We start from the raw sequence: 19,876 nt of genomic DNA, 5'->3' as shown, positions 1-19,876 counted from the left end.
GGAAACTTAAGGTAAGTTAACTGCCTAGAGTTTATGAATTTTGCGTGACATAAATATGACAAAGCCAATCAAATGTCAGCGTTGTCATTATGATTTTTGAGTTATTCCAGAGGGAGCCAGACTTGGGCTTTTAAGCCGCCCTCAGTACGGTTAGATAAGGTCACTTGGCCTTGATGGCGGTCGATAATCCGTTTGATGATGGCGAGCCCAAGGCCCGAGCCAACACTACCGCGTGCAATATCACCTTGGGTAAATGGCTGAAACAGTTTGGGAATTTGCGATTCATCAATCCCGGGGCCATTATCCTCAACGCTAAAGCCTATGCGTTTACCATCAAATTGCGAGCTTATTCGCACCCAGCCCGAACCATAGCGGAAAGCATTTTCGACCAGATTGCTGAGCACTCGCTTAATCGCCAGCCCTTGGAACAGGGCCTCGGGGCAATCGCTCAGTACGACTTCAATTTCACCGTCGCGGTTGGCTTCGGCCTGCGCAATATCTTGGATCAGTTTATTAATTTGTCCGGGCTCGCGGCTCGCCTCCTGATCTTGGCGAATATAGGCAATAAACTGGCTGATAATGGCGTCCATATCTTCGATATCATTGACGATACCATCTTTAAGATATTGATCTTCTTCGACCATCATCTCGGAGGCGAGGCGAATACGCGTCAGTGGTGTGCGTAAATCGTGGGAAATTCCCGCCATCAACAGGGCTCTGTCCTGTTCGAGCTGTTTCATGCTGTGGGACATCTGGTTAAAGGCATTGGTCACCTCGACCAGTTCGCTGGAGCCTTTAAGCGGCAAAGGCTCGGGAAACTCACCGCGGGAGACGGCTATTGCGGCTTTTTGTAAGCGTCTGAGCGGCCTGTTTTGCTGGCGGGCAAACCACCATCCACCAGCGACACTGAGCGCACCGATCACCATTAAGTACAGTGTGAGTGGTGACAAGTCGGAAACGTTTTGCCCGATGAGTGGCACTTTAATCCACACCGAAGGCGCCTGCGGCGGGCGGATCCAAATTTGTAATACCGTGCCGTGGGTGACGCGAACTTCAGCATCGCCACCTAGGTATTCCGACATCTGTGATGACCAAAAACCGTAGTAGGTGGCCTGTTCGATTCCCGCCTCGCGGGCCTGTTGTTGGTTGTAGACCTTCATGCCATCGTCGCGGACTTTGGCATTGAGCGCATCGACTATGGTTAAGTGTTCGCGGCCGATATCGATACCATCGACAAATAACAGATTGATTTGGCGGGCAATTAACTGGTTGATTTGCTGATAACTGGGCTTTAACACATATACAGCCACAGTGACATAGGAAACCAGCTGATTGATTAACAGTAGACAACCAATCAGCATAACGGTTTGGCTAAAGGCGCTGCGGGGAAGAAAGCGCCACCAAAACTTAGGTTTCATCTTGATGCCAACGCACTGGCGACTTCAGGCAAGAATGGCTCATCGACGGGCTGCGCCGTCGGGGACAAACACATAGCCAAGACCCCAGACTGTTTGGATGTAGCGCGGATTAGCGGGATCTTTCTCAATCAATCGGCGCAGGCGAGAAACCTGCACGTCAATCGAGCGCTCCAGCGCCGAATAATCGCGGCCGCGGGCAAGGTTCATCAATTTATCCCGCGATAAAGGCTCGCGTGGATGAGTGACTAACACTTTTAATACCGCAAACTCGCCACTGGTGAGTGCGATGGCTTCATTGCCGTGGTACATCTCACGGGTCGCTAAGTCGAGGGAGAACTCGCCAAAGCTAATTTCGGCTTCCTGCTGCGCAGGGGCGCCGGGCACATCTTGGATTTGACGACGCATTACCGCTTTGATCCGTGCCAATAATTCCCTCGGGTTAAAGGGTTTCGGCAGGTAATCATCGGCACCGAGTTCTAGGCCGATAATGCGGTCGACCTCATCGCCCTTGGCGGTGAGCATCACTATCGGAATCGTGCTGCCCTGTTGGCGCAGGCGACGACAGATGGATAAGCCATCTTCTCCGGGCAACATCAGATCGAGCACTATCAGGTGGAAGTTTTCCCGCTCCAATAAACGGTCCATTTGCTCAGCATTGGCCGCACTGCGTACCTGATAGCCTTGCTCCATCAGGTAACGCTCGAGTAGTGCTCGTAGGCGCATATCATCATCGACGACGAGGATTTTCGAGGTTTCTTGTCCCATGGGATGTCCTTAAATTGCTCGGATTATTGCTTTTATTCTTTATGCCGTCATACAACAAAGATTAACTGGCTGAAATTGAAAACGAATCTGCCAAGAATGTGCTTAATATAGCCGGATTCAATCTGAGCGACTAGCTCATGATGTAAGCCTACAGCGTCGAATGCGACAGAATTGCCAACTCATGTTAATACTAAGCAAATGAAATTGCATGGGAATCGTTGAATATATTCACTATACATATGAAATTGTAACTAAATTGGCATTTATGGATGAGGCGATTTTTGTCAATCCTTAACTTTGGCGCTGACTCTGAGTATTATCAGTGTCATCAGTTTAAAATTTTGCTCGTTTTAACTACAGAGTCTTAGCATGAAAGCGCATTTGATCACCCGCCAAGGCTGGATGACCTTAGATAAAGAATTAAAATACCTGTGGAAGGAATATCGCCCGCAGATCACCCTTAAAGTGCAAGAGGCTGCCGCGCAGGGTGATCGAAGTGAAAACGCGGATTACACTTATAATAAAAGGCTTTTACGTCAAATAGATAGTCGGGTTAGATATCTGGTCAAACGCCTCGAAGAACTCAAAATCGTCGACTATTCTCCCCAGCAGGAAGGCAAAATTTACTTTGGCGCTTGGTTTGAGCTCGAAAACGAAGCGGGCGAGCGCGTGCGTTATCGTATCGTCGGCAAGGATGAGCTCGACACTAAACTGGGCTACATCACCATAGACTCTCCCATGGCGCGGGCACTGATCGGTAAACAGGTCGATGATGAAGTGGTCGTACAAACCCCCTCGGGTCCAAAGGAATGGTATATCAACGACATCCGCTATACCCCATTCGAGACGCCGCTCGAGGGCTAGCCAGAATAACCTTTAGTAGATCAAACTCTCGTCGATTTTCATGCTGAAATCGACAGCATCATATGAAATAACGACTGCGCCTGTGGTATCTTGGGCGCAATTAGGATCAATCAAACCCTTAGGCACGATACTTTATTTATGCAAACTATTGCCCAGATTATTGCTCAGGAACTGAATGTTCAGGAGCATCAAGTCACTGCCACCATAGATTTACTCGACAATGGTGCCACAGTTCCCTTCGTTGCCCGTTACCGTAAAGAGGCAACTGGTGGTTTAGATGACACCCAATTACGTTCATTACACACCCGTTTAGGTTACTTGCGTGAATTGAATGACAGACGTCAGGTCATTTTATCCAGCATTCAAACTCAGGGTAAGTTAACGCCTGAGCTGCAAAGAGAAATCGAAGGTGCCGACAGTAAGACCCGCCTCGAGGATCTGTATCTTCCCTTCAAGCCTAAGCGCCGCACTAAGGGCCAAATTGCGATTGAAGCGGGTTTAGAGCCGCTTGTTGAAGCTGTGCTTGCGGATCGCAATGCCGATATCGAGGCATTGGCTGCGGGTTATCTAAATCTCGAAGCGGGTTTTGCCGACACCAAAGCCGTGTTGGAAGGCGCCCGTTATATTCTGATGGAGCGTTACGCCGAAGATGCGGAATTACTGCGTAAAGTTCGCGAACACTTAAGCCAAAACAGTGTGTTAGAGAGCCGCGTTATCGCTGGAAAAGAGAAGGAAGGCGCGAAGTTCCGCGACTATTTTGAGCACAACGAACCTCTGGCGAAAGTGCCGTCCCACCGCGCCTTGGCGATGTTGCGTGGTCGTAATGAGGGCTTCCTGTCGTTATCGATGAATGCAGATCCTACAGCCGAAGCGGGTCAGGGCAGTTACTGCGAAGTCATTATTAGCGAGCACTTAGGCTTAAAGCTGGGCGATAGCAGTGTCGATCAATGGCTTAAGACCGTTGTGACTGCCACATGGCGGATTAAAATTGCCCTGCAAATGGAAACCGAGTTTATCTCGCAAATGCGCGAACGCGCCGAAGCGGAAGCGATTAAAGTGTTTGCCCGTAACTTAGGCGACTTGTTAATGGCCGCACCAGCGGGTGCCAAGGCAACCATGGGGCTAGACCCAGGTCTTCGTACGGGTGTTAAAGTCGCTGTGGTAGATAACACGGGTAAGCTGGTCGCACACACGACTATCTTCCCCCATGCGCCACAGAATTTATGGGACAAGTCGATTCGTACCCTCGCCAACCTAGTGCAAATGCATAAGGTGGAGTTAATCGCGATTGGTAACGGTACCGCCTCCCGCGAAACGGATAAATTAGCGGGTGAATTGATTGCCAGCCTTAAGGACAGCCAACCGCAATTGATCAAAGTGATGGTGAGTGAAGCGGGCGCTTCGGTGTATTCCGCCTCAGAACTGGCGGCGTTGGAATTCCCTGAGTTGGACGTTTCGATTCGCGGCGCGGTCTCAATTGCCCGCCGTTTACAGGATCCCTTAGCGGAATTGGTGAAGATTGAACCTAAGTCTATTGGCGTTGGCCAATATCAGCACGATGTGAGTCAAAGTCAGCTATCTAGCTCGCTCGAAGCCGTGGTCGAAGACTGCGTAAACGGTGTGGGTGTGGATTTAAACATGGCGTCTGTGCCTTTGCTGTCGCAAGTTGCTGGCTTAAACAAGACCTTAGCGAAAAACGTGGTCGACTACCGCGATGCCAACGGCGCCTTCAAAAACCGTAAAGATCTGCTGAAAGTGCCACGCTTAGGCCCTAAAGCCTTTGAACAAGCTGCGGGTTTTTTGCGGATCCGTGGTGGCGATAATCCCTTGGATATGTCGGCGGTTCACCCCGAAGCCTATGCGCTGGTCGAAACCATTGCCAAGACCAAGCAAGTGGACCTGGCGAGCCTTATCGGTAATTCCGAGCTGCTACGCAATATCAAGCCGCAGGAGTTTACGACCCCAGAGTTTGGTTTACCGACGGTGACCGACATCCTGAGCGAACTGGATAAACCGGGCCGCGACCCCCGTGGTGAGTTTAAAACCGCCAAATTTAAGGATGGGGTTGAGGAGCTTAAGGACCTGAAACCTGAGATGATCCTCGAGGGTGTTGTGACCAACGTGACTAACTTTGGTGCCTTTGTGGATATCGGCGTGCATCAAGATGGTTTAGTGCATATCTCGTCACTGACCGACAAGTTTATTACCGATCCCCATACCGTGGTGAAAGCGGGTGATGTAGTGAAAGTGAAGGTGATGGAAGTCGATGTCGAGCGTCGTCGTATCGGTTTGAGTATGCGTCTGGATGAGGCTATCGATCAGAGCAAGGCTCAAACTCGCGGCCCATCCCAAGGTAAGCCACAGGCTCATAAGGGCAATGCACAGCATAAGTCTGCGCGTCCTGCGCCAAAAGCGGCACCTGTCAACGCGGCCATGGGCAATGCCTTTGCCGATGCCTTCGCGAAGCTGAAAAAGTAAGCTAACACAATACGACTCGGGCGTTAGTCTGTGCCCGAGTCGACATTTTTTACCCTAAGATCACAAATCTGTTGCATGTTTGCTACTGCAGGTAATATAAAGTCGGCAATTTAATGCAACCTTAAGCCAAATGGGTTGTCATAAAGCCACTTCAGGTGATTTTTCAAATTAGCACTCCAAAGCTGAGTGTGTGTTTAATGTTTTGGGGTAAGACATGCTGTCAGGTTTATCTGCTCGTGGACAACAGCCCACCCATGGGCCGTTTCGCGTTATTCTTATTTTCAGTCTCTTGGTACTTGCCATTGCTACCGTTAGCCGCATTGGCTTAGGTTTGTGGCAGGGCGAGCGTGTAGCCGCCGTTGATGGCTGGTCGCATTTATTGTTGCAAGGGATACGTGTCGATATTGCAACCCTGTGTTGGTTATGGGGTGTGGCTGCCTTAGGTACGGCAATATTTTCGGGTGATCATTTGATTGGCCGAGCATGGCAATGGATTCTGCGCCTCTGGTTAACTTTAGGTCTGTGGACCATCTTTTTCCTCGAAGTATCAACGCCAGCCTTTATCGAGGAATATGGTATTCGCCCCAATCGTTTGTATGTGGAGTATTTGATTTATCCCAAAGAAGTACTCTCTATGCTGTGGGCGGGACGTAAGTTAGAACTGATTTTTTCGGTGCTGCTGACGGTCGCAACCCTGTGGGGTGGCTGGGTATTGAGTGGTAAGTTGTGTAAAAACCTCCGTTTTCCCCGTTGGTATTGGCGCCCAGTGCTCGCTTTAATGGTGATAGTGGTTACTCTGTTGGGGGCACGCTCAACCTTAGGTCATAGACCGATTAACCCCGCGATGGTAGCGTTTGCCGACGATCCATTAGTAAACTCACTCGTGATTAACTCTGCTTATTCTTTAGTGTTTGCAATCAAGCAAATGGGCAGTGAGGAAGACGCCTCTAAGGTGTATGGCTCATTAGATAAAGCTGAGATCATCAAGACCATTAGGCAGGAAAGCGGTCGCCCTGAGAGTGCGTTTACCTCCGATGAAATTCCCTCACTCAGCTTTAACCAAGCTAGTTACAGCGGTAAACCGAAAAACCTCGTGATCCTGTTACAGGAAAGCTTAGGTGCTCGTTTTGTGGGGAGTTTAGGCGGTCTGCCATTAACGCCAAACATTGATGCCCTCTCACAGGAAGGTTGGTATTTCGATAATCTTTATGCCACTGGCACACGCTCTGTGCGCGGAATCGAAGCGGTTACGACAGGTTTTACGCCAACACCGGCCCGCGCCGTGGTGAAATTGGGTAAGAGCCAGACGGGCTTCTTCAGTATCGCTGAATTGTTGAAACACCACGGTTACACCACCCAATTTATTTATGGTGGTGAGAGTCATTTCGATAATATGCGCAGCTTCTTCCTCGGTAATGGTTTTAGCGACATTATCGATCAGAAGGACTATAAATCTCCGGCCTTTGTTGGCTCGTGGGGCGCATCCGACGAAGATTTAATGCGTAAGGCAAATAGTGAGTTTGAGCGCCTGCACAGCGAAGGTAAGCCATTCTTTAGCTTGGTCTTTAGCTCGAGTAATCACGATCCATTCGAATTCCCCGATGGCCGTATTGAGCTTTATGAGCAACCTAAGCAAACCCGCAATAACGCGGCTAAATATGCCGATTATGCGATTGGCGAGTTTTTTAAGTTGGCGAAAAATGCCGACTACTGGAAGGACACTATCTTTATCGTGGTGGCCGACCACGACAGCCGCGTTGGTGGCGCTGATCTGGTGCCAGTATCGCGTTTCCGTATTCCGGGGTTAATCCTTGGGGATAATGTTGCGCCAAAACGCGACCACCGTATCGTGAGCCAAATCGATTTACCGCCAACCTTGTTGTCTTTGATTGGTATTTCAGACTCTTACCCTATGCTAGGTCGTGACTTAACTCAGGTTAGTGACGATTGGCCGGGGCGCGCGCTGATGCAATACGATAAAAACTTTGCCCTGATGGAAGGTAAAGATGTGGTTATCCTGCAGCCGGAGAAGGCAGCGCAGGGCTTCCAGTATGATGAAAAGACCGAGCACTTAACGCCTTATGCCCCAGCGGCGCAGGCGCTGGAGAAAAAGGCCCTAAGTTGGGCTCTGTGGGGCAGCCTAGCCTACCAGCAAGAGCTGTATCGCTCGGGTAAGTAACCGAATAAAAAATGCCGCTGATTAGCGGCATTTTTTATCTTTCAAATCAGCATTTTTTAAATCCAAGCCGACATAGATGGTTCGGTCTCAGGCTGAGTTTGCTGCGCATAATATTGTCCAATACGCTGGCCAACCTGCTGATAAAACTGAGGTGATTCGCCCTGAATAGGTTGACGAGCCGTTGTTGTATCCATTTTGGCATTGGTATTGGCTGGTCTCGGATTATGTTGGCCGACTTTGAGGCGAATATCCTTACGTTGCAGCGCGGCTGGGCCGCGTACAGGCACTTTTAATGTCTTGGGAAGCGCGCGATCAGCGGCAACAATAGGAGCTTGCTTTTCCTGCTGTTGCTGGCTCTGTTGCTGTGAAGACTGCTGCTGTTGCTGCTTGTCTTGAACTTGTTGCTGATTTTGCTCGAGTAAGCGAGCCTGTTGCTGAGCTTGGTCGGCAGTACGTTCATTTTGCGGGTTAAAGGCGCGTTCTTCATGGCCCTTAGTAGCAGCCTGTGGTGGGATAACCACGGGTTTGAGCTGATTGTCGACCCGAGCCGAGTCCGTCGCGACATTGGTGGTCGCTAGCGGAACTTGGGGGTAATTACTGACAAGCAGCATGAAAAATTCCTTGTAGCCTTAATGGTTAAATACTAGCCATTTATTGCTCAAAGATAAAGCGCTAGTCCTTGAATTGCGCCAGCCAAGGTGTGATTGCTTGCAAGAATTCTTTCCTGTGGGACACAAACGGTGCGTGGGATGCCTTGGCGAGCATCACATCTGTGATATGGCTTGCGGTGGGCATTTGAGGTTGCACGCGTTTGGGCACGAGTCCATCGAGCCTGCCCCAGATCCGCAGCCAAGGTTGCTGTATCGCCGATAACTGCGGTCTAAGATCGATTTGGTTCAACATATCAAGACCTTGCGTTAAGGCTGCTGCATCGGGTAGCGGGCGCGCCAAGACTAAATCCCGCAGCTGCTTGATATCGTCTTTGGCGGTTTCGCTACCCATGGCCTGAATCGCTAAAAAGCGCTCAATCGTTTTTGGTAAATTTTGCCCAAGTTGTTCGCCAAACATGCTGAGCACCTGCGGCGGAATGCCGGGCCATGCTTCTGCTTCCCTCGCCATAAAGCAGGGCGAGGACGCGATAGTTATTAATCCTCTGACATGGGAGGGATAGCTTATGGCGGCTTGAGTGGCGACTAATCCGCCTAGTGACCAGCCAGCCCAAATTGCATTGGCGGGCAAGGCATGGATTAGGGTATCCACCCAAGTCGATAAATCGCCTACGATTGGTTGACTTAAGCCAAAGCCAGGCAGATCGACATAGTGCACCCTATACTCAGACAGTTGCTCATGGAGCGGCGTAAATACGGCGCTATTAACCCCCCAACCGTGGATCATCACCAGATCTGGCCCTTGGCCAATGGTTTGGATATGCAGTGGATGATGAGCAGACGTTGTAGCGTTCACTAAAATACCTCTAATAGGATGTTGTATGTCAGGCGATAGCAAATGGATTTGGTCGCAGCAAGGGGCGAAGTTTTTACGCTTAGTTTCGCATTGGGGGCAGCGTTACTTGGCAGGCAGTTTACCTAACCGTTGCTTACTGTGCCACCAATCACTAAATTCAACGGAAGCCGGATTTTGCCAGATATGCCTGCAAACGGGTTTGTATCACAGCCCAATTTGCTTAGGTTGTGGCAAATCCATGCCGCTTGAACTCGAGTATTGCGGTGAATGCCAACGTCATCAACCGCGAAAAGTCATCGCACCCTGTAGTTATCATCAAGGCTTTGGCCCTTGGATAGCGGCTATTAAATATCAGGGGCAACTCGCTGCCTTACCCATTCTGTGCCAAGCCTTAGTGGCGCGCATTGGTCAGCTTGAACAGCAAGGATTAATCACGCTACCGCAGGCCATAGTGCCAGTCCCTTTACACCCTAATCGGCTGCGCCAACGTGGATTTAATCAAGCATGGTTAATCGCCCATGAGTTATCGCAACGCTTACAGTTGCCCTTAGTTGACCAAGGATTAACACGGCGGCAGGATACCCGCCCACAGGCTGGACTCAATGGTGCGCAGCGGCGAAGAAATCTACAGGATGCCTTTGAGTTAAATGCTGATTTTGCCTATCAACGCATTGCATTAGTGGATGATGTGGTGACGACAGGCACGACGGTTGCGGAAATCGCCAGTTTATTCGAAGCGCGATATGTGCATGTTCAAATATGGTGCCTTGCACGAGCCGAAGCGCCAGGCTTGTTGGAGATAACGAACTTATAGTTAACAAAGATCGTTGCAGTGTAGCGTTACGAACGTCAAAACTATGTCAAAAATATGGGATATAAAAAATAACTTTTAATTTTGCGATCAAATGTAAGTATATGTATCTATAGATTTTGTTTGTTACTTGTATTGAGATACCTTCTAATCATATTTTGTTTGGGGGTATTTATGGACGCTAAACGGGCGCTATCAAATGCCAATATGGCATCGACATTACAAGACGTTATTCAGGCGATAAGTGCTGCTTTGAAACCGCACGGTTTTAGTGGATTCTGGTTTCAAGGGGTCGCACATTGTGCGTATGAAAACTATCACTTCCCAAAAGAAACAAATTTGTTCTCGCAAGCCTCGCTGCGTAAACCCACTGCCGGTATAGCTTCATCCCCTAAAGTTGCCCAATTGCAGCGTTTTTATTTAAGTCAGATTGCCGCTAGTGATTTTAATTTTGGTTTTTCGTTAGATACATCAAAATCTTATATGTATCGCTTGTCGTGTGAGAAAAGTGACAAGACTCGCCGACTTTTTAATAAGCACCATATTCAAACCATATTAAGTTGGCCCGTTGCATGCCATAGCAATCGACATTGGGCGGGTCGCTTTATTCTACTGAGTCATTTGGATGATTCGGACATCCAATTAACGGATTTGAGCGCGACCTTAAAGGATGCCCAAAACAAGCTATTTGAATGTAATAAGTCATTGTTTAATCCGTTTCTTCAAAGTTCTCTACTGAAAGATAATGCGAGAGATATCTTAGTTATGGTCGCAAACGGCCTGCAGAATGACGAAATTTCAACCCAGCTCCCGATAAGCATTAGGGGAGTTGAATACCATATGGAATCAATGCGTAGGAAGTTTGGGGCGACGAATCGAGCAAACTTAATTCATCTCGCCCATCAATATGAGTTGATCTAAATATGTTGGTATTACTGGTTGAAGACAACCGGCTGCTCTCTAACAACATCATTCAATATCTTGAATTGAGTGGCATAGAGTGCGATTACGCGTTCAACCTAGCGCAAGCAGATATGCTCATTATCCAGCAGCAATTTGACGCTATTATTCTCGATCTAAATTTGCCGGATGGGGATGGCATTGAAGCGTGTGAACGCTGGAAAGCACAGTGCATTACCTCACCAGTAATCATGTTAACTGCACGTAGTAGTCTGAATGATCGCTTGAGTGGTTTTGCTGTTGGCGCAGACGATTATTTAGTCAAACCCTTTGCGATGGAGGAGCTGGTCGCGCGGCTGAAGGTGGTAGCCCAGCGTCGTCCCGCACCCCAAAGGTTGATTATTGGTGACCTAGAAATCGATTTTGCAAACCACATGGTGTATCGGCAAGGGCAACTGCTGGCTTTGTCTAAAACCGGATGGCAGATCCTAGCTTTATTGGCGCGTCGTAGTCCAGAAACTGTGACTAGAGAAGAGATTGAGCGAATGCTTTGGCCCGACTGTGCACCAGATAGTGACAGCTTACGCAGCCATATTCATCTTTTACGCCGAGTGATAGATCGCCCGTTTGAGCGGCAAATATTACATACAATTCGTGGCGTTGGCTTAAGCCTTAGGGATGAAATCAATGCAAGCGCCTAAATTTAGCCTTAAGCGTAGCTATCAAGTGTGGGGAGTTATTTTTCTTTTAATAACCTTAGGCGTGAATAGTTTTATCCCGCTTTGCATGATGTGTGCAGGTATGATTTCTATGCATGAAGTCACAATGCACAATGCAGGGCAAGCTGCCGAAGCATTACTGAAGGCGGCACAGCCAACTCAGCAACCATTACAGCAGCCGATTCTAAAAACCGATAACTTAACTGTCTATACTGATTGGCAAGATATTCCGCTGCAAATTCGTAAGTTAAATAACAATGAAGTCTTAACAGATGCGAGCACAATTCGCTATGAGCATGCAGAAGGTCCCATTGTTAACGCGCTAAGTGTGTACTCCCCCCAAACTGGCCAGCCGCTTTACGTTTGGCTGCAGTTTAGTGTTACCCATGATTTGCATTTTGCCCCTAAGAATATGACGGCCATTTTGCTGCTTGTCTTGATCACCTTTTGTGCCAGCGCAAGCTTAGCGTTTTATATGCAAAGTAAAGTGATTACGCCTGTGCATCAAATTAGCCATGCGATTAAGCAGCATGATTGGGAAGCCGGAGGCAAACTGAGTTTACCGCAACAAGAATACGCTGAACTTAAAGCCATTGTTGATGCTTTAGATAACTCGATTTTACAGCTTCAAGAGGCCCAGCAACGCGAACTAAATTTTTTACGCTTTGCTAGCCATGAGCTAAGAACGCCAGTCGCCATATGCCAATCTTCATTCGAAATCCTCACATTACAACAAGGTGAGCTTACAGGACCAACGCTGTATGCTTCCCAAGCAACCAATCAAATGAAGTCACTCATTGAAACCTTACTGTGGTTGACCAATAAAGAGTGTTCCAGCTTAGAAAAGGAAAAACTAGCGTTATCGCCTTTGCTTGCCAGTATTATCGAGGAGCAGCAACGGGTTCATGGTCATGAGCAAAAAATTCAATTATTTTCTGACGATACTTGTTTGCCCGTTCAGCTTCATCCACTAAAAATAATATTAAGCAATTTATTAAGGAATAGTATTGAGCATGGGGGGCGGGATATTCGCATTACTCAAGATGCTTGTTGTATAGAAATAACTAATTTCTACAATAGTAATGGCCGGCATGGATTTGGTTTAGGACTTTTACTGGTGAAACGTCTCGCAAATCAATTGGGTTGGATTTTTACTAGCTCATCTGCAAATAATTTATTTTCCGCCAGGTTGGAAATATCTAACGGCTAAATAATGTAAACGATAAATTTACTGCATGAAACCACACACTTTTAAAATGCAAAAGCGCCGTTGGGCTTAGATCACATAGTCATCATGATATTCATAGTAACGTTATTATATAAGGTTTACTGGTTGGTAGGTATTTGAAAATACATCCTAGAATACATGGTTGAGAGGGGATCTATGTGTAAAAAAAGTGTGGCATCTATTTTAGTTAGTGCAATAGTATTTAGTGGTTCAGTATATGCTGACGTGAATAAAACGAGTGTGGATTTAGGTTATAAGTTTTATACCGGTGACACAAAAAATGATAACCCAGGTGTTTTTAATCAACCTTTTGTTAAGTTGAATCATTTGGGAATTGCTGACTGGGGGACTTACTTTGCTAATCTTAAGCTCGAAAACCCGGCTGAAATTGCAGAAAACCAGAAACATCTTGATGGTAAAACTACCATTAAGTCATTATTAATACTTGAAAATAAGCTCGGAGAATCGCAGTTCAACTTTTGGACTCAGAACTTTATCTCTGCGAGTGAAACGCTGGTTGAAGATAATCTTTATTTAGGTGTTACCCACAATGTAAAAATTCAAAAGTTATCACTAAACTATGGGGTCGGTTTAAACTATACCATTGGTAGCTTTTCCCCTGCCTCAGAAAAGTTTAACGACCTATCAGGTTATGCTGTAGTTTTAAATGCAAAGTATCCATTTGAGTTACTAGGGTTTAAACATAGTTTAAGTTTGAATTATGAGGCGCAAATTGATAGGGATAAAGCGCATCAAGCATTATTTTCATACGACAGCTATGGTCATCAGATAATCACAACATTACAAACAAACCTTGCTGATTCAATTTTTTCAAAAATATATGTCACTCATTATGATGGCTGGGGATCACAATATAATGATGGGATTGAATACGGTTTATCTATTGGTTATCAGTTTTAACGGTTTGTCAAATAGGTTGAATTTTTAATAAGTAGAATACCATTTCATTTGGTGTTGTTCTATTTTTTATCAAAAATAATAAGGGAATTATAATGCATTATAAAAAATCCATTATTGGTATTGCTGTCACTGCAACAGCAATTATTGCCGGCTGTCAAGTGACCCATCAAATAGTAAAAAGCCAAGGCACTGCTCAAGGTAAGCATGGCGAAGTGCAGGTCGAAACCACATTCAAAGACGGACATATTGTAGCGATTGATGTACTCAAGCAGAAGGAAAATAAAGTCCTTGCTGGTGCCGTATTTAAAGATGTTAAACAGGCAATTATTGATAATAACTCTATCGAGGTTGACGGTATTGCTGGCGCCACAGTAACGTCTAAAGCGCTCAAAGAAGCCGTGGGTAAAAGTATTGAAGCCGCGGGAGTCACTCTTGTTGCAACGGCTTCTGCTAAGAAAAGTGAGGCGTTAACCCCAGCAGAATATACCTATGATGTGGTGATTATTGGCTCGGGTGGAGCAGGTTTTAGCGCTGGTTTAGAGGCGAAAGCTGCGGGTCGCTCCGCTGTTATTATTGAAAAAATGCCAATTATTGGTGGTAACTCATTGATCTCTGGCGCTGAGATGAATGTGGCCGGTAGTTGGGTGCAAAAAAATATGGGAATTACCGATAGCAAAGAGCTGTTTATCAGCGACACGCTGAAAGGTGGTGATTTCAAAGGTGATCCTGAAATGGTTAAAACCATGGTCGATAATGCCGTCGGCGCAGCTGAATGGCTAAGGGATTACGTCAAAGTAGAATTCTACCCAGATCAATTATTTCAGTTTGGTGGACACAGCGTTAAACGGGCATTAATCCCTAAAGGTCATACTGGGGCAGAGGTCATTAGTAAGTTTTCGATTAAAGCGGATGAAGTCGGTTTACCGATCCATACCAATACTAAGGCTGAAAAGTTAATCCAAGATCAAACGGGTCGCATTGTGGGTGTAGAAGCGACACATAATGGCAAAACTATCACTTACCATGCTAAACGCGGTGTTGTGATTGCAACGGGTGGTTTTTCCTCGAATATGGAGATGCGCAAGAAATACAATCCAGAACTCGACGAGCGCTATGGTAGTACAGGCCATGCGGGCGGCACCGGTGATGGCATTGTGATGGCAGAGAAAATTCATGCAGCGGCCAAAAATATGGGCTATATCCAGTCATATCCTATTTGTAGCCCAACCTCGGGTGCGATTGCCTTGATTGCAGACTCTCGTTTTTTTGGTGCGGTATTAATCAACCAGAAGGGTGAGCGTTTTGTTGAGGAATTGGAGCGCCGAGATGTGATTTCACAGGCTATTCTAGCCCAGCCTGGCCGCTATACTTATGTGCTCTGGAATCAAGGCATTGAAAACGTTGCCCATACAGTTGAAATGCATCAAGGCGAACTGAAGGAGTTCACAAAAGACGGGCTAATGTATAAGGTCGATACCCTAGAAGAAGCCGCTAAAGTCTTTAATATTCCTGAAGATAAGTTGTTATCAACGATTAAAGACGTTAATCGCTATGCAGCTACAGGAAAGGATGAGGCCTTTAATCATCGCTCAGGATTAGTCGATTTAAGTAAAGGACCTTATTGGATTTTAAAAGCGACACCTTCCGTGCACCATACGATGGGCGGCCTTGTGGTGGATACACGTACTCGTGTACTAGATGAACAAGGAAAGGTGATTCCAGGCTTGTTTGCTGCGGGTGAAGTGACTGGTTTAACCCATGGAACCAATCGCCTCGGTGGCAATGCTTATACAGATATCATTGTTTTTGGCCGTATCGCAGGACAAGAAGCTGCAAAATAATTTGTCTTTTATCGGATCTTTTTAGCGACTCAATTGAGTCGCTTTTCTTTTTATTAATGATTGTTTACTCATGCATAATGCTGATGTTTAAGTGTTATTTATAAATTGCTTAATAAGGTATGAATCGTGATCACTATGGCAAAAATCCATAAACTTGCGCCCAAGGGGACTACAAAGCGTGAGTGAGTAGGAGTATCATACGGCTAATTCTTACTAAAACACTCAGGTATCCCCTGACGGAGCTGGTTTCCATGATTACGATTTCCGATGCGGCTCAAGCCCATTTTGTAAAGTTGTTAGCCGATCAACCTGAAGGCACTCATATTCGCGTATTTGTGATTAGTCCTGGTACCGCACAAGCCGAGTGTGGCGTGTCTTACTGCCCACCTGACGCCGTTGAAAGCGATGATATTGAATTAGAATTCAATGGTTTTAGCGCTATGGTAGACGAAAAGAGTGCGCCATTCTTAGAAGAAGCCTCAATCGACTTTGTGACCGATCAATTAGGTTCGCAATTAACCCTGAAAGCACCTAACGCGAAAATGCGTAAAGTCGCTTCCGATGCGCCATTAGCTGAGCGTGTTGAGTACGTGATCCAATCAGAAATCAACCCACAACTAGCAAGCCATGGCGGTAACATTATGTTGGTTGAGATCACTAGCGAAGGCGTTGCGGTATTGCAGTTCGGCGGCGGTTGTAACGGTTGTTCGCAAGTGGATATCACTTTAAAAGATGGTATCGAGAAGCAACTATTGGATATGTTCCCAGGCGAGTTGTCTGGTGTACGTGACGTAACCGATCACCAACATGGTGAGCACTCTTACGCTTAAGTTTGTGTTGAGCTGAATTAAAAAACGCGACCTTGAGTCGCGTTTTTTATATTTGGCTTTGATGCTACAACTGGGTTTTCAGATTGTCGGCTAAAAACTTATCCAGTGCTTTGAACGTGGTTAACCTGTGGTCATTGTTACTTAAATAATGGTCACCATTTTCAAGCTCAATATATTCGACGTTTTTCTTACGTGATTTCAGTTCGTCGAACATTTCGCGGCTATGTTGCACCTTGACCACTCGGTCCTTGTCGCCATGCAATAGTAATACTGGGATAGTGATTTTATCGGCCTTACTGACGGGTGAGCGTTCATAGAGGGCGCTAAAGTCATCGCCAATTTGTTCTTTAACGACTTCATAATTGGTAAAACGGCGACTGGATTTTACTAGGTAAGCCACGTCTGTTACGCCAGCCACACTGACCGCACAGCGGTATAGGTCGGGGGTCATCGCCGCGCCCATTAGTGCTGCATAACCACCATAACTCGCGCCGACAATACAGATACGTTGTGGATCGCTAATCCCTTGATTAATTAGGTAACGCGTGCCATCTTCCACATCGTTTTGCATTTCGAGTCCCCAGCTTTTTAGGCCGGCTTTCATAAACTCATAGCCGTAGCCGGCTGAGCCCCTAAAGTTCATTCGAAATACTGCGTAGCCTCGGTTAGCAAAAAACTGTGCCCAGTAATCAAAGTCATTACTGTCGTAACTAATGGGGCCGCCGTGGGGGAAGATGATGGTTGGTAAGTTTTTCGCCTCAAGGCCTTTAGGCACAGTAAGGTAAGCATCGATTTTGAGTTTATCCCGCGCTTCGTAGCTCAGATATTGAGTGTCGGCGAGTTGTTCGCTGCTGAGCTGGCTATATCTCTCGGCTATTGGAAACAGTGCCTTTTCATCCCGATCACCAAAGTAATAGGTGCCTGGCTGAGTTGAGCTGGTGGAGTAGACAATATAGCGGCGTTCATTGGCGCTAAATTGGGTGATGAAGTTGTGCGCATTGGGTAATACCGCTTTCAGCCCATTTTGTAGGCCCGCATATTCAGGATCCCAGAAGGTATACTCTTCGCCATCGCCCTCACTGATCCCAATGACTTTTTTCTTTAATTCTGAATAGATGAGGTCGCCTTCGACATCGGTATTTTCGTTGGCGTACACTAACTCTTTGGTGAGCTTAGGATCAGTCAAATTCACCTTAAAAATGGCTTCAAATCCTTGGTGATAGGCGCGTACGTACAGAATATTTGGGTCTGCATCAAACCCCAGTGGCCAGATACTGTCTTCGGAGAAGGCTTTAAAGGTCCAAAGTAAGCGAGACTCGGTTTTTTGTTCGGGCTGTTCGTAGATTCGGTACTCAGTGTCATCGTTATAGATGGAAATTCGGACCTTGTGCTGCCTGTCGGCAATCCAACCGATGACTTTACGCTTAGCGTTTTGAATAAAGGCGGATTTTCCCTGAGAGAGATTGACTCTAAGCACGCTGTCTTCTCCCACTGCTTCGCCCATACCATCGAGGGAGAGCAAGATATGATCGGGATCATCCGGCATCATATCGATAATCTGTCCCTGATGTTGGGGAATCCAACTAAGTCGCTCCACAACACTGCGCGCAAGAACACTCGTCGTTTTTTGTGTGGTTAAATCGTACTTCACCAAGCGAGTTTCGGTCGTTGGTGTGCCGTAGCGGTTTGCCGGAAACTTAGCGCTAATCAGCAAAGTAGTGTCATTTGCCCACTGTAATGACAGCAGGACAAACTTCTGATTATCGGTATGAACTGCAACGTCTTTTGCACCTGTTTCTAAATCGAGGATGCTGACAACGGTACCCTTAAGTTTGGGCTGGTCTACCCGAACGATAGAGGCAATTTTTTTACCATCGGGAGACAGTTGGACTGAGCTGACATCGGGAATACTGGCAAAGGCCTCGACGGGAAGCTGAGGAACTGTTTGAGCAAGCAGTGGCAGGCTTAGCCACAGGAGTAACAAAGGTAAAATCCTTTTCATAGCGCATCACAATTTCATTACAATAATGGCGCGTATCTTAATGGGATAACCTTAAGTAAGCTACTGTCTTTACAGAACTAATTAAGAATAAATGCCTTGCTAAAGCGGTAATGTGTCGCTAGGGTGAGGCTGCGCGTTAGCATAAAGGCCGTCATGGCCGCCCACAGAGCATGGTTAGCCTGCTCGGAAGGCAACAGCGATTGCAGCAAATACCATGTTGGGAAGAAGGCGCCAAATGTGGCGATAATCATACTGTTACGCATCACTTTGCCCTTAGCGGCGCCAATATAAACCCCATCGAAAAGGTAAGAGCTAAAAGACCAAAGCGGCAGTAATATCAGCCAAGGCAGATAAATTTGCGCTGTAGTTTTTACCTCATCAATATTGGTGAGCAGCCCGATGATACGGTCGCCAAAAAGATAAAATATCAGACTGAAACCCAATGCAGAGATGGCGGACCAACACCAAGCTAGGAGTACTGCTTCGCGCAGTGGTTGTGTGCGTTTTTGTCCGTAAGCTTTGCCCACTTCCGCCTCGGCATAATAGGCAATGCCATCGAGGGCGTAGGCGATTAATAACAGTAAATTCAATAACACCGCATTGGCTGCGACCGTATTATCCCCAAGGCCCGCACCGTGAAAGGTCATAAAGGCGAAGGCGGCTTGCAGGCACAGGCTGCGGATAAAAATATCGGTATTGAGCCTAAGCAGTTTGCTATAACCAGCAAAAGTTAGATGGACACGCAAGTGGTCAAATGTAAATTGAGACGACAGCTTAAGCTGTTGTAATACCATGTAGAGCGCAACGCTAAAGGCGGTGATATCCGCACATACTGAGGCGAGTGCGGCTCCTTTAACGTCCCAGCCAAATCCTATTACAAACAGTACATCGAGGATAATATTGGCTACGTTGGCGAAGATAAGCTGCCACATGGCCGCCTTGGGTTGTTGTCTGCCAAGGAGCCAGCCCAACATGACTAAATTGAGCAGGGCGAATGGCGTCGACCAAACGCGGACTTGAAAATATTCTCGGCAATAACGCTCCACCTCGACACTCGCCTCGGAGAGGCTAAGCGCTAAATTCAGTATCGGGATCTGCAATAGGATCACCGCGATACCCAGTCCTGTCGCCAACATGGCGCCTTGAACCAGCAATTTTAATTGGGCGTTAAGATCATTTGCGCCATAGGCCTGTGCGACCAATCCCGTGGTCGCCATCCGTAAAAAGCCTAATAACCAAATGATTAATGTGATAATCGTTGACCCGAGTGCAACGCCCCCTAAATAATAGGCGTCACTTAAATGCCCGATGACAGCCGTATCGACTAATCCCAACAGCGGAACCGTGATATTGGAGAGGATCATCGGCAGGGCAAGCGCGAGCAGCTGGCGATTCTTGGTGCCATTCAACAGGAGCGCGAGTGCGGTGAATTTTGCGGTAGTCATTGATTCAGAGG

16 protein-coding genes are annotated in these 19,876 nt (G+C 46.9%); 10 read left to right on the top strand and 6 right to left on the bottom strand.

Annotation, left to right across the window (positions count from 1 at the left end):
• Positions 1-101 precede the first annotated feature (101 nt).
• Positions 102-1,418, bottom strand: a complete 1,317-nt coding sequence (gene envZ, locus EYR25_RS17155) for a two-component system sensor histidine kinase EnvZ (protein WP_133181711.1) — start codon at positions 1,416-1,418, stop codon at positions 102-104.
• A gap of 39 nt (positions 1,419-1,457) precedes the next feature.
• A complete protein-coding gene (gene ompR / locus EYR25_RS17150) occupies positions 1,458-2,183 on the bottom strand; it encodes an osmolarity response regulator transcription factor OmpR (RefSeq protein WP_011718733.1) in 726 nt (241 codons plus the stop codon).
• Positions 2,184-2,552: 369 nt separating this feature from the next.
• Between ompR and greB the strand changes: the two genes are divergently transcribed.
• From greB to EYR25_RS17135, 3 genes are all read left to right on the top strand, one after another.
• Positions 2,553-3,047 carry a transcription elongation factor GreB gene (gene greB, locus EYR25_RS17145; protein ID WP_133181708.1) on the top strand — a complete coding sequence of 165 codons (495 nt, stop codon included), beginning with the start codon at positions 2,553-2,555 and terminating at the stop codon, positions 3,045-3,047.
• Between the two features lie 138 nt (positions 3,048-3,185).
• Complete coding sequence (locus EYR25_RS17140) at positions 3,186-5,525, top strand: Tex family protein (RefSeq protein WP_133181706.1); 2,340 nt, start codon at positions 3,186-3,188, stop codon at positions 5,523-5,525.
• Between the two features lie 214 nt (positions 5,526-5,739).
• Positions 5,740-7,704: an LTA synthase family protein gene (locus EYR25_RS17135; RefSeq protein ID WP_133181704.1), complete on the top strand. Its 1,965-nt coding sequence runs from the start codon at positions 5,740-5,742 to the stop codon at positions 7,702-7,704.
• Positions 7,705-7,760: 56 nt separating this feature from the next.
• Here EYR25_RS17135 and EYR25_RS17130 read toward each other — a convergent pair whose 3' ends face one another.
• Both EYR25_RS17130 and bioH read right to left on the bottom strand, forming a co-directional pair.
• Positions 7,761-8,315, bottom strand: coding sequence for a hypothetical protein (locus EYR25_RS17130; protein ID WP_133181703.1), 555 nt, complete (start codon positions 8,313-8,315; stop codon positions 7,761-7,763).
• Between the two features lie 61 nt (positions 8,316-8,376).
• A complete protein-coding gene (gene bioH, locus EYR25_RS17125) occupies positions 8,377-9,168 on the bottom strand; it encodes a pimeloyl-ACP methyl ester esterase BioH (protein WP_133181701.1) in 792 nt (263 codons plus the stop codon).
• Positions 9,169-9,193: 25 nt separating this feature from the next.
• On the opposite strand from bioH, the gene EYR25_RS17120 reads away from it, so the two are divergent.
• The 7 genes from EYR25_RS17120 (at position 9,194) to nfuA (ending at position 16,418) form a co-directional block, all read left to right on the top strand.
• A complete protein-coding gene (locus EYR25_RS17120; RefSeq protein ID WP_165953519.1) occupies positions 9,194-9,982 on the top strand; it encodes a ComF family protein in 789 nt (262 codons plus the stop codon).
• A 171-nt stretch (positions 9,983-10,153) separates the two neighbouring features.
• Positions 10,154-10,900: a response regulator transcription factor gene (locus tag EYR25_RS17115; RefSeq protein ID WP_133181699.1), complete on the top strand. Its 747-nt coding sequence runs from the start codon at positions 10,154-10,156 to the stop codon at positions 10,898-10,900.
• Between the two features lie 2 nt (positions 10,901-10,902).
• Positions 10,903-11,580 (top strand): response regulator transcription factor, encoded by a 678-nt coding sequence (locus EYR25_RS17110; protein WP_133181697.1) that lies wholly within the window; start codon positions 10,903-10,905, stop codon positions 11,578-11,580.
• Positions 11,567-12,808, top strand: a complete 1,242-nt coding sequence (locus EYR25_RS17105) for a sensor histidine kinase (RefSeq protein WP_133181695.1) — start codon at positions 11,567-11,569, stop codon at positions 12,806-12,808. Before EYR25_RS17110 ends, EYR25_RS17105 begins: the two co-directional genes overlap by 14 nt.
• Before the next feature lie 174 nt (positions 12,809-12,982).
• On the top strand, positions 12,983-13,747 hold the full coding sequence (locus tag EYR25_RS17100; protein WP_133181693.1) for a nucleoside-specific channel-forming Tsx family protein: 765 nt from the start codon (positions 12,983-12,985) through the stop codon (positions 13,745-13,747).
• Between the two features lie 92 nt (positions 13,748-13,839).
• The gene (gene urdA, locus EYR25_RS17095; RefSeq protein ID WP_133181690.1) at positions 13,840-15,588 is read left to right on the top strand and encodes a urocanate reductase; all 1,749 of its coding nucleotides are present in this window, start codon (positions 13,840-13,842) and stop codon (positions 15,586-15,588) included.
• Between the two features lie 251 nt (positions 15,589-15,839).
• Positions 15,840-16,418, top strand: coding sequence for a Fe-S biogenesis protein NfuA (gene nfuA / locus EYR25_RS17090; RefSeq protein WP_089068797.1), 579 nt, complete (start codon positions 15,840-15,842; stop codon positions 16,416-16,418).
• Positions 16,419-16,482: 64 nt separating this feature from the next.
• On the opposite strand, the gene EYR25_RS17085 is transcribed toward nfuA, so the two are convergent.
• On the bottom strand, positions 16,483-18,420 hold the full coding sequence (locus EYR25_RS17085; RefSeq protein WP_133181688.1) for an alpha/beta hydrolase family protein: 1,938 nt from the start codon (positions 18,418-18,420) through the stop codon (positions 16,483-16,485).
• Between the two features lie 77 nt (positions 18,421-18,497).
• Positions 18,498-19,865 (bottom strand): MATE family efflux transporter, encoded by a 1,368-nt coding sequence (locus EYR25_RS17080; protein WP_133181686.1) that lies wholly within the window; start codon positions 19,863-19,865, stop codon positions 18,498-18,500.
• Between the last annotated feature and the right edge of the window lie 11 nt (positions 19,866-19,876).

This window comes from Shewanella decolorationis, assembly GCF_004354305.1.
In the GTDB taxonomy this organism is placed as follows: Bacteria; Pseudomonadota; Gammaproteobacteria; order Enterobacterales; family Shewanellaceae; genus Shewanella; species Shewanella decolorationis.
This window is presented reverse-complemented; position numbering and strand designations above follow the sequence as displayed.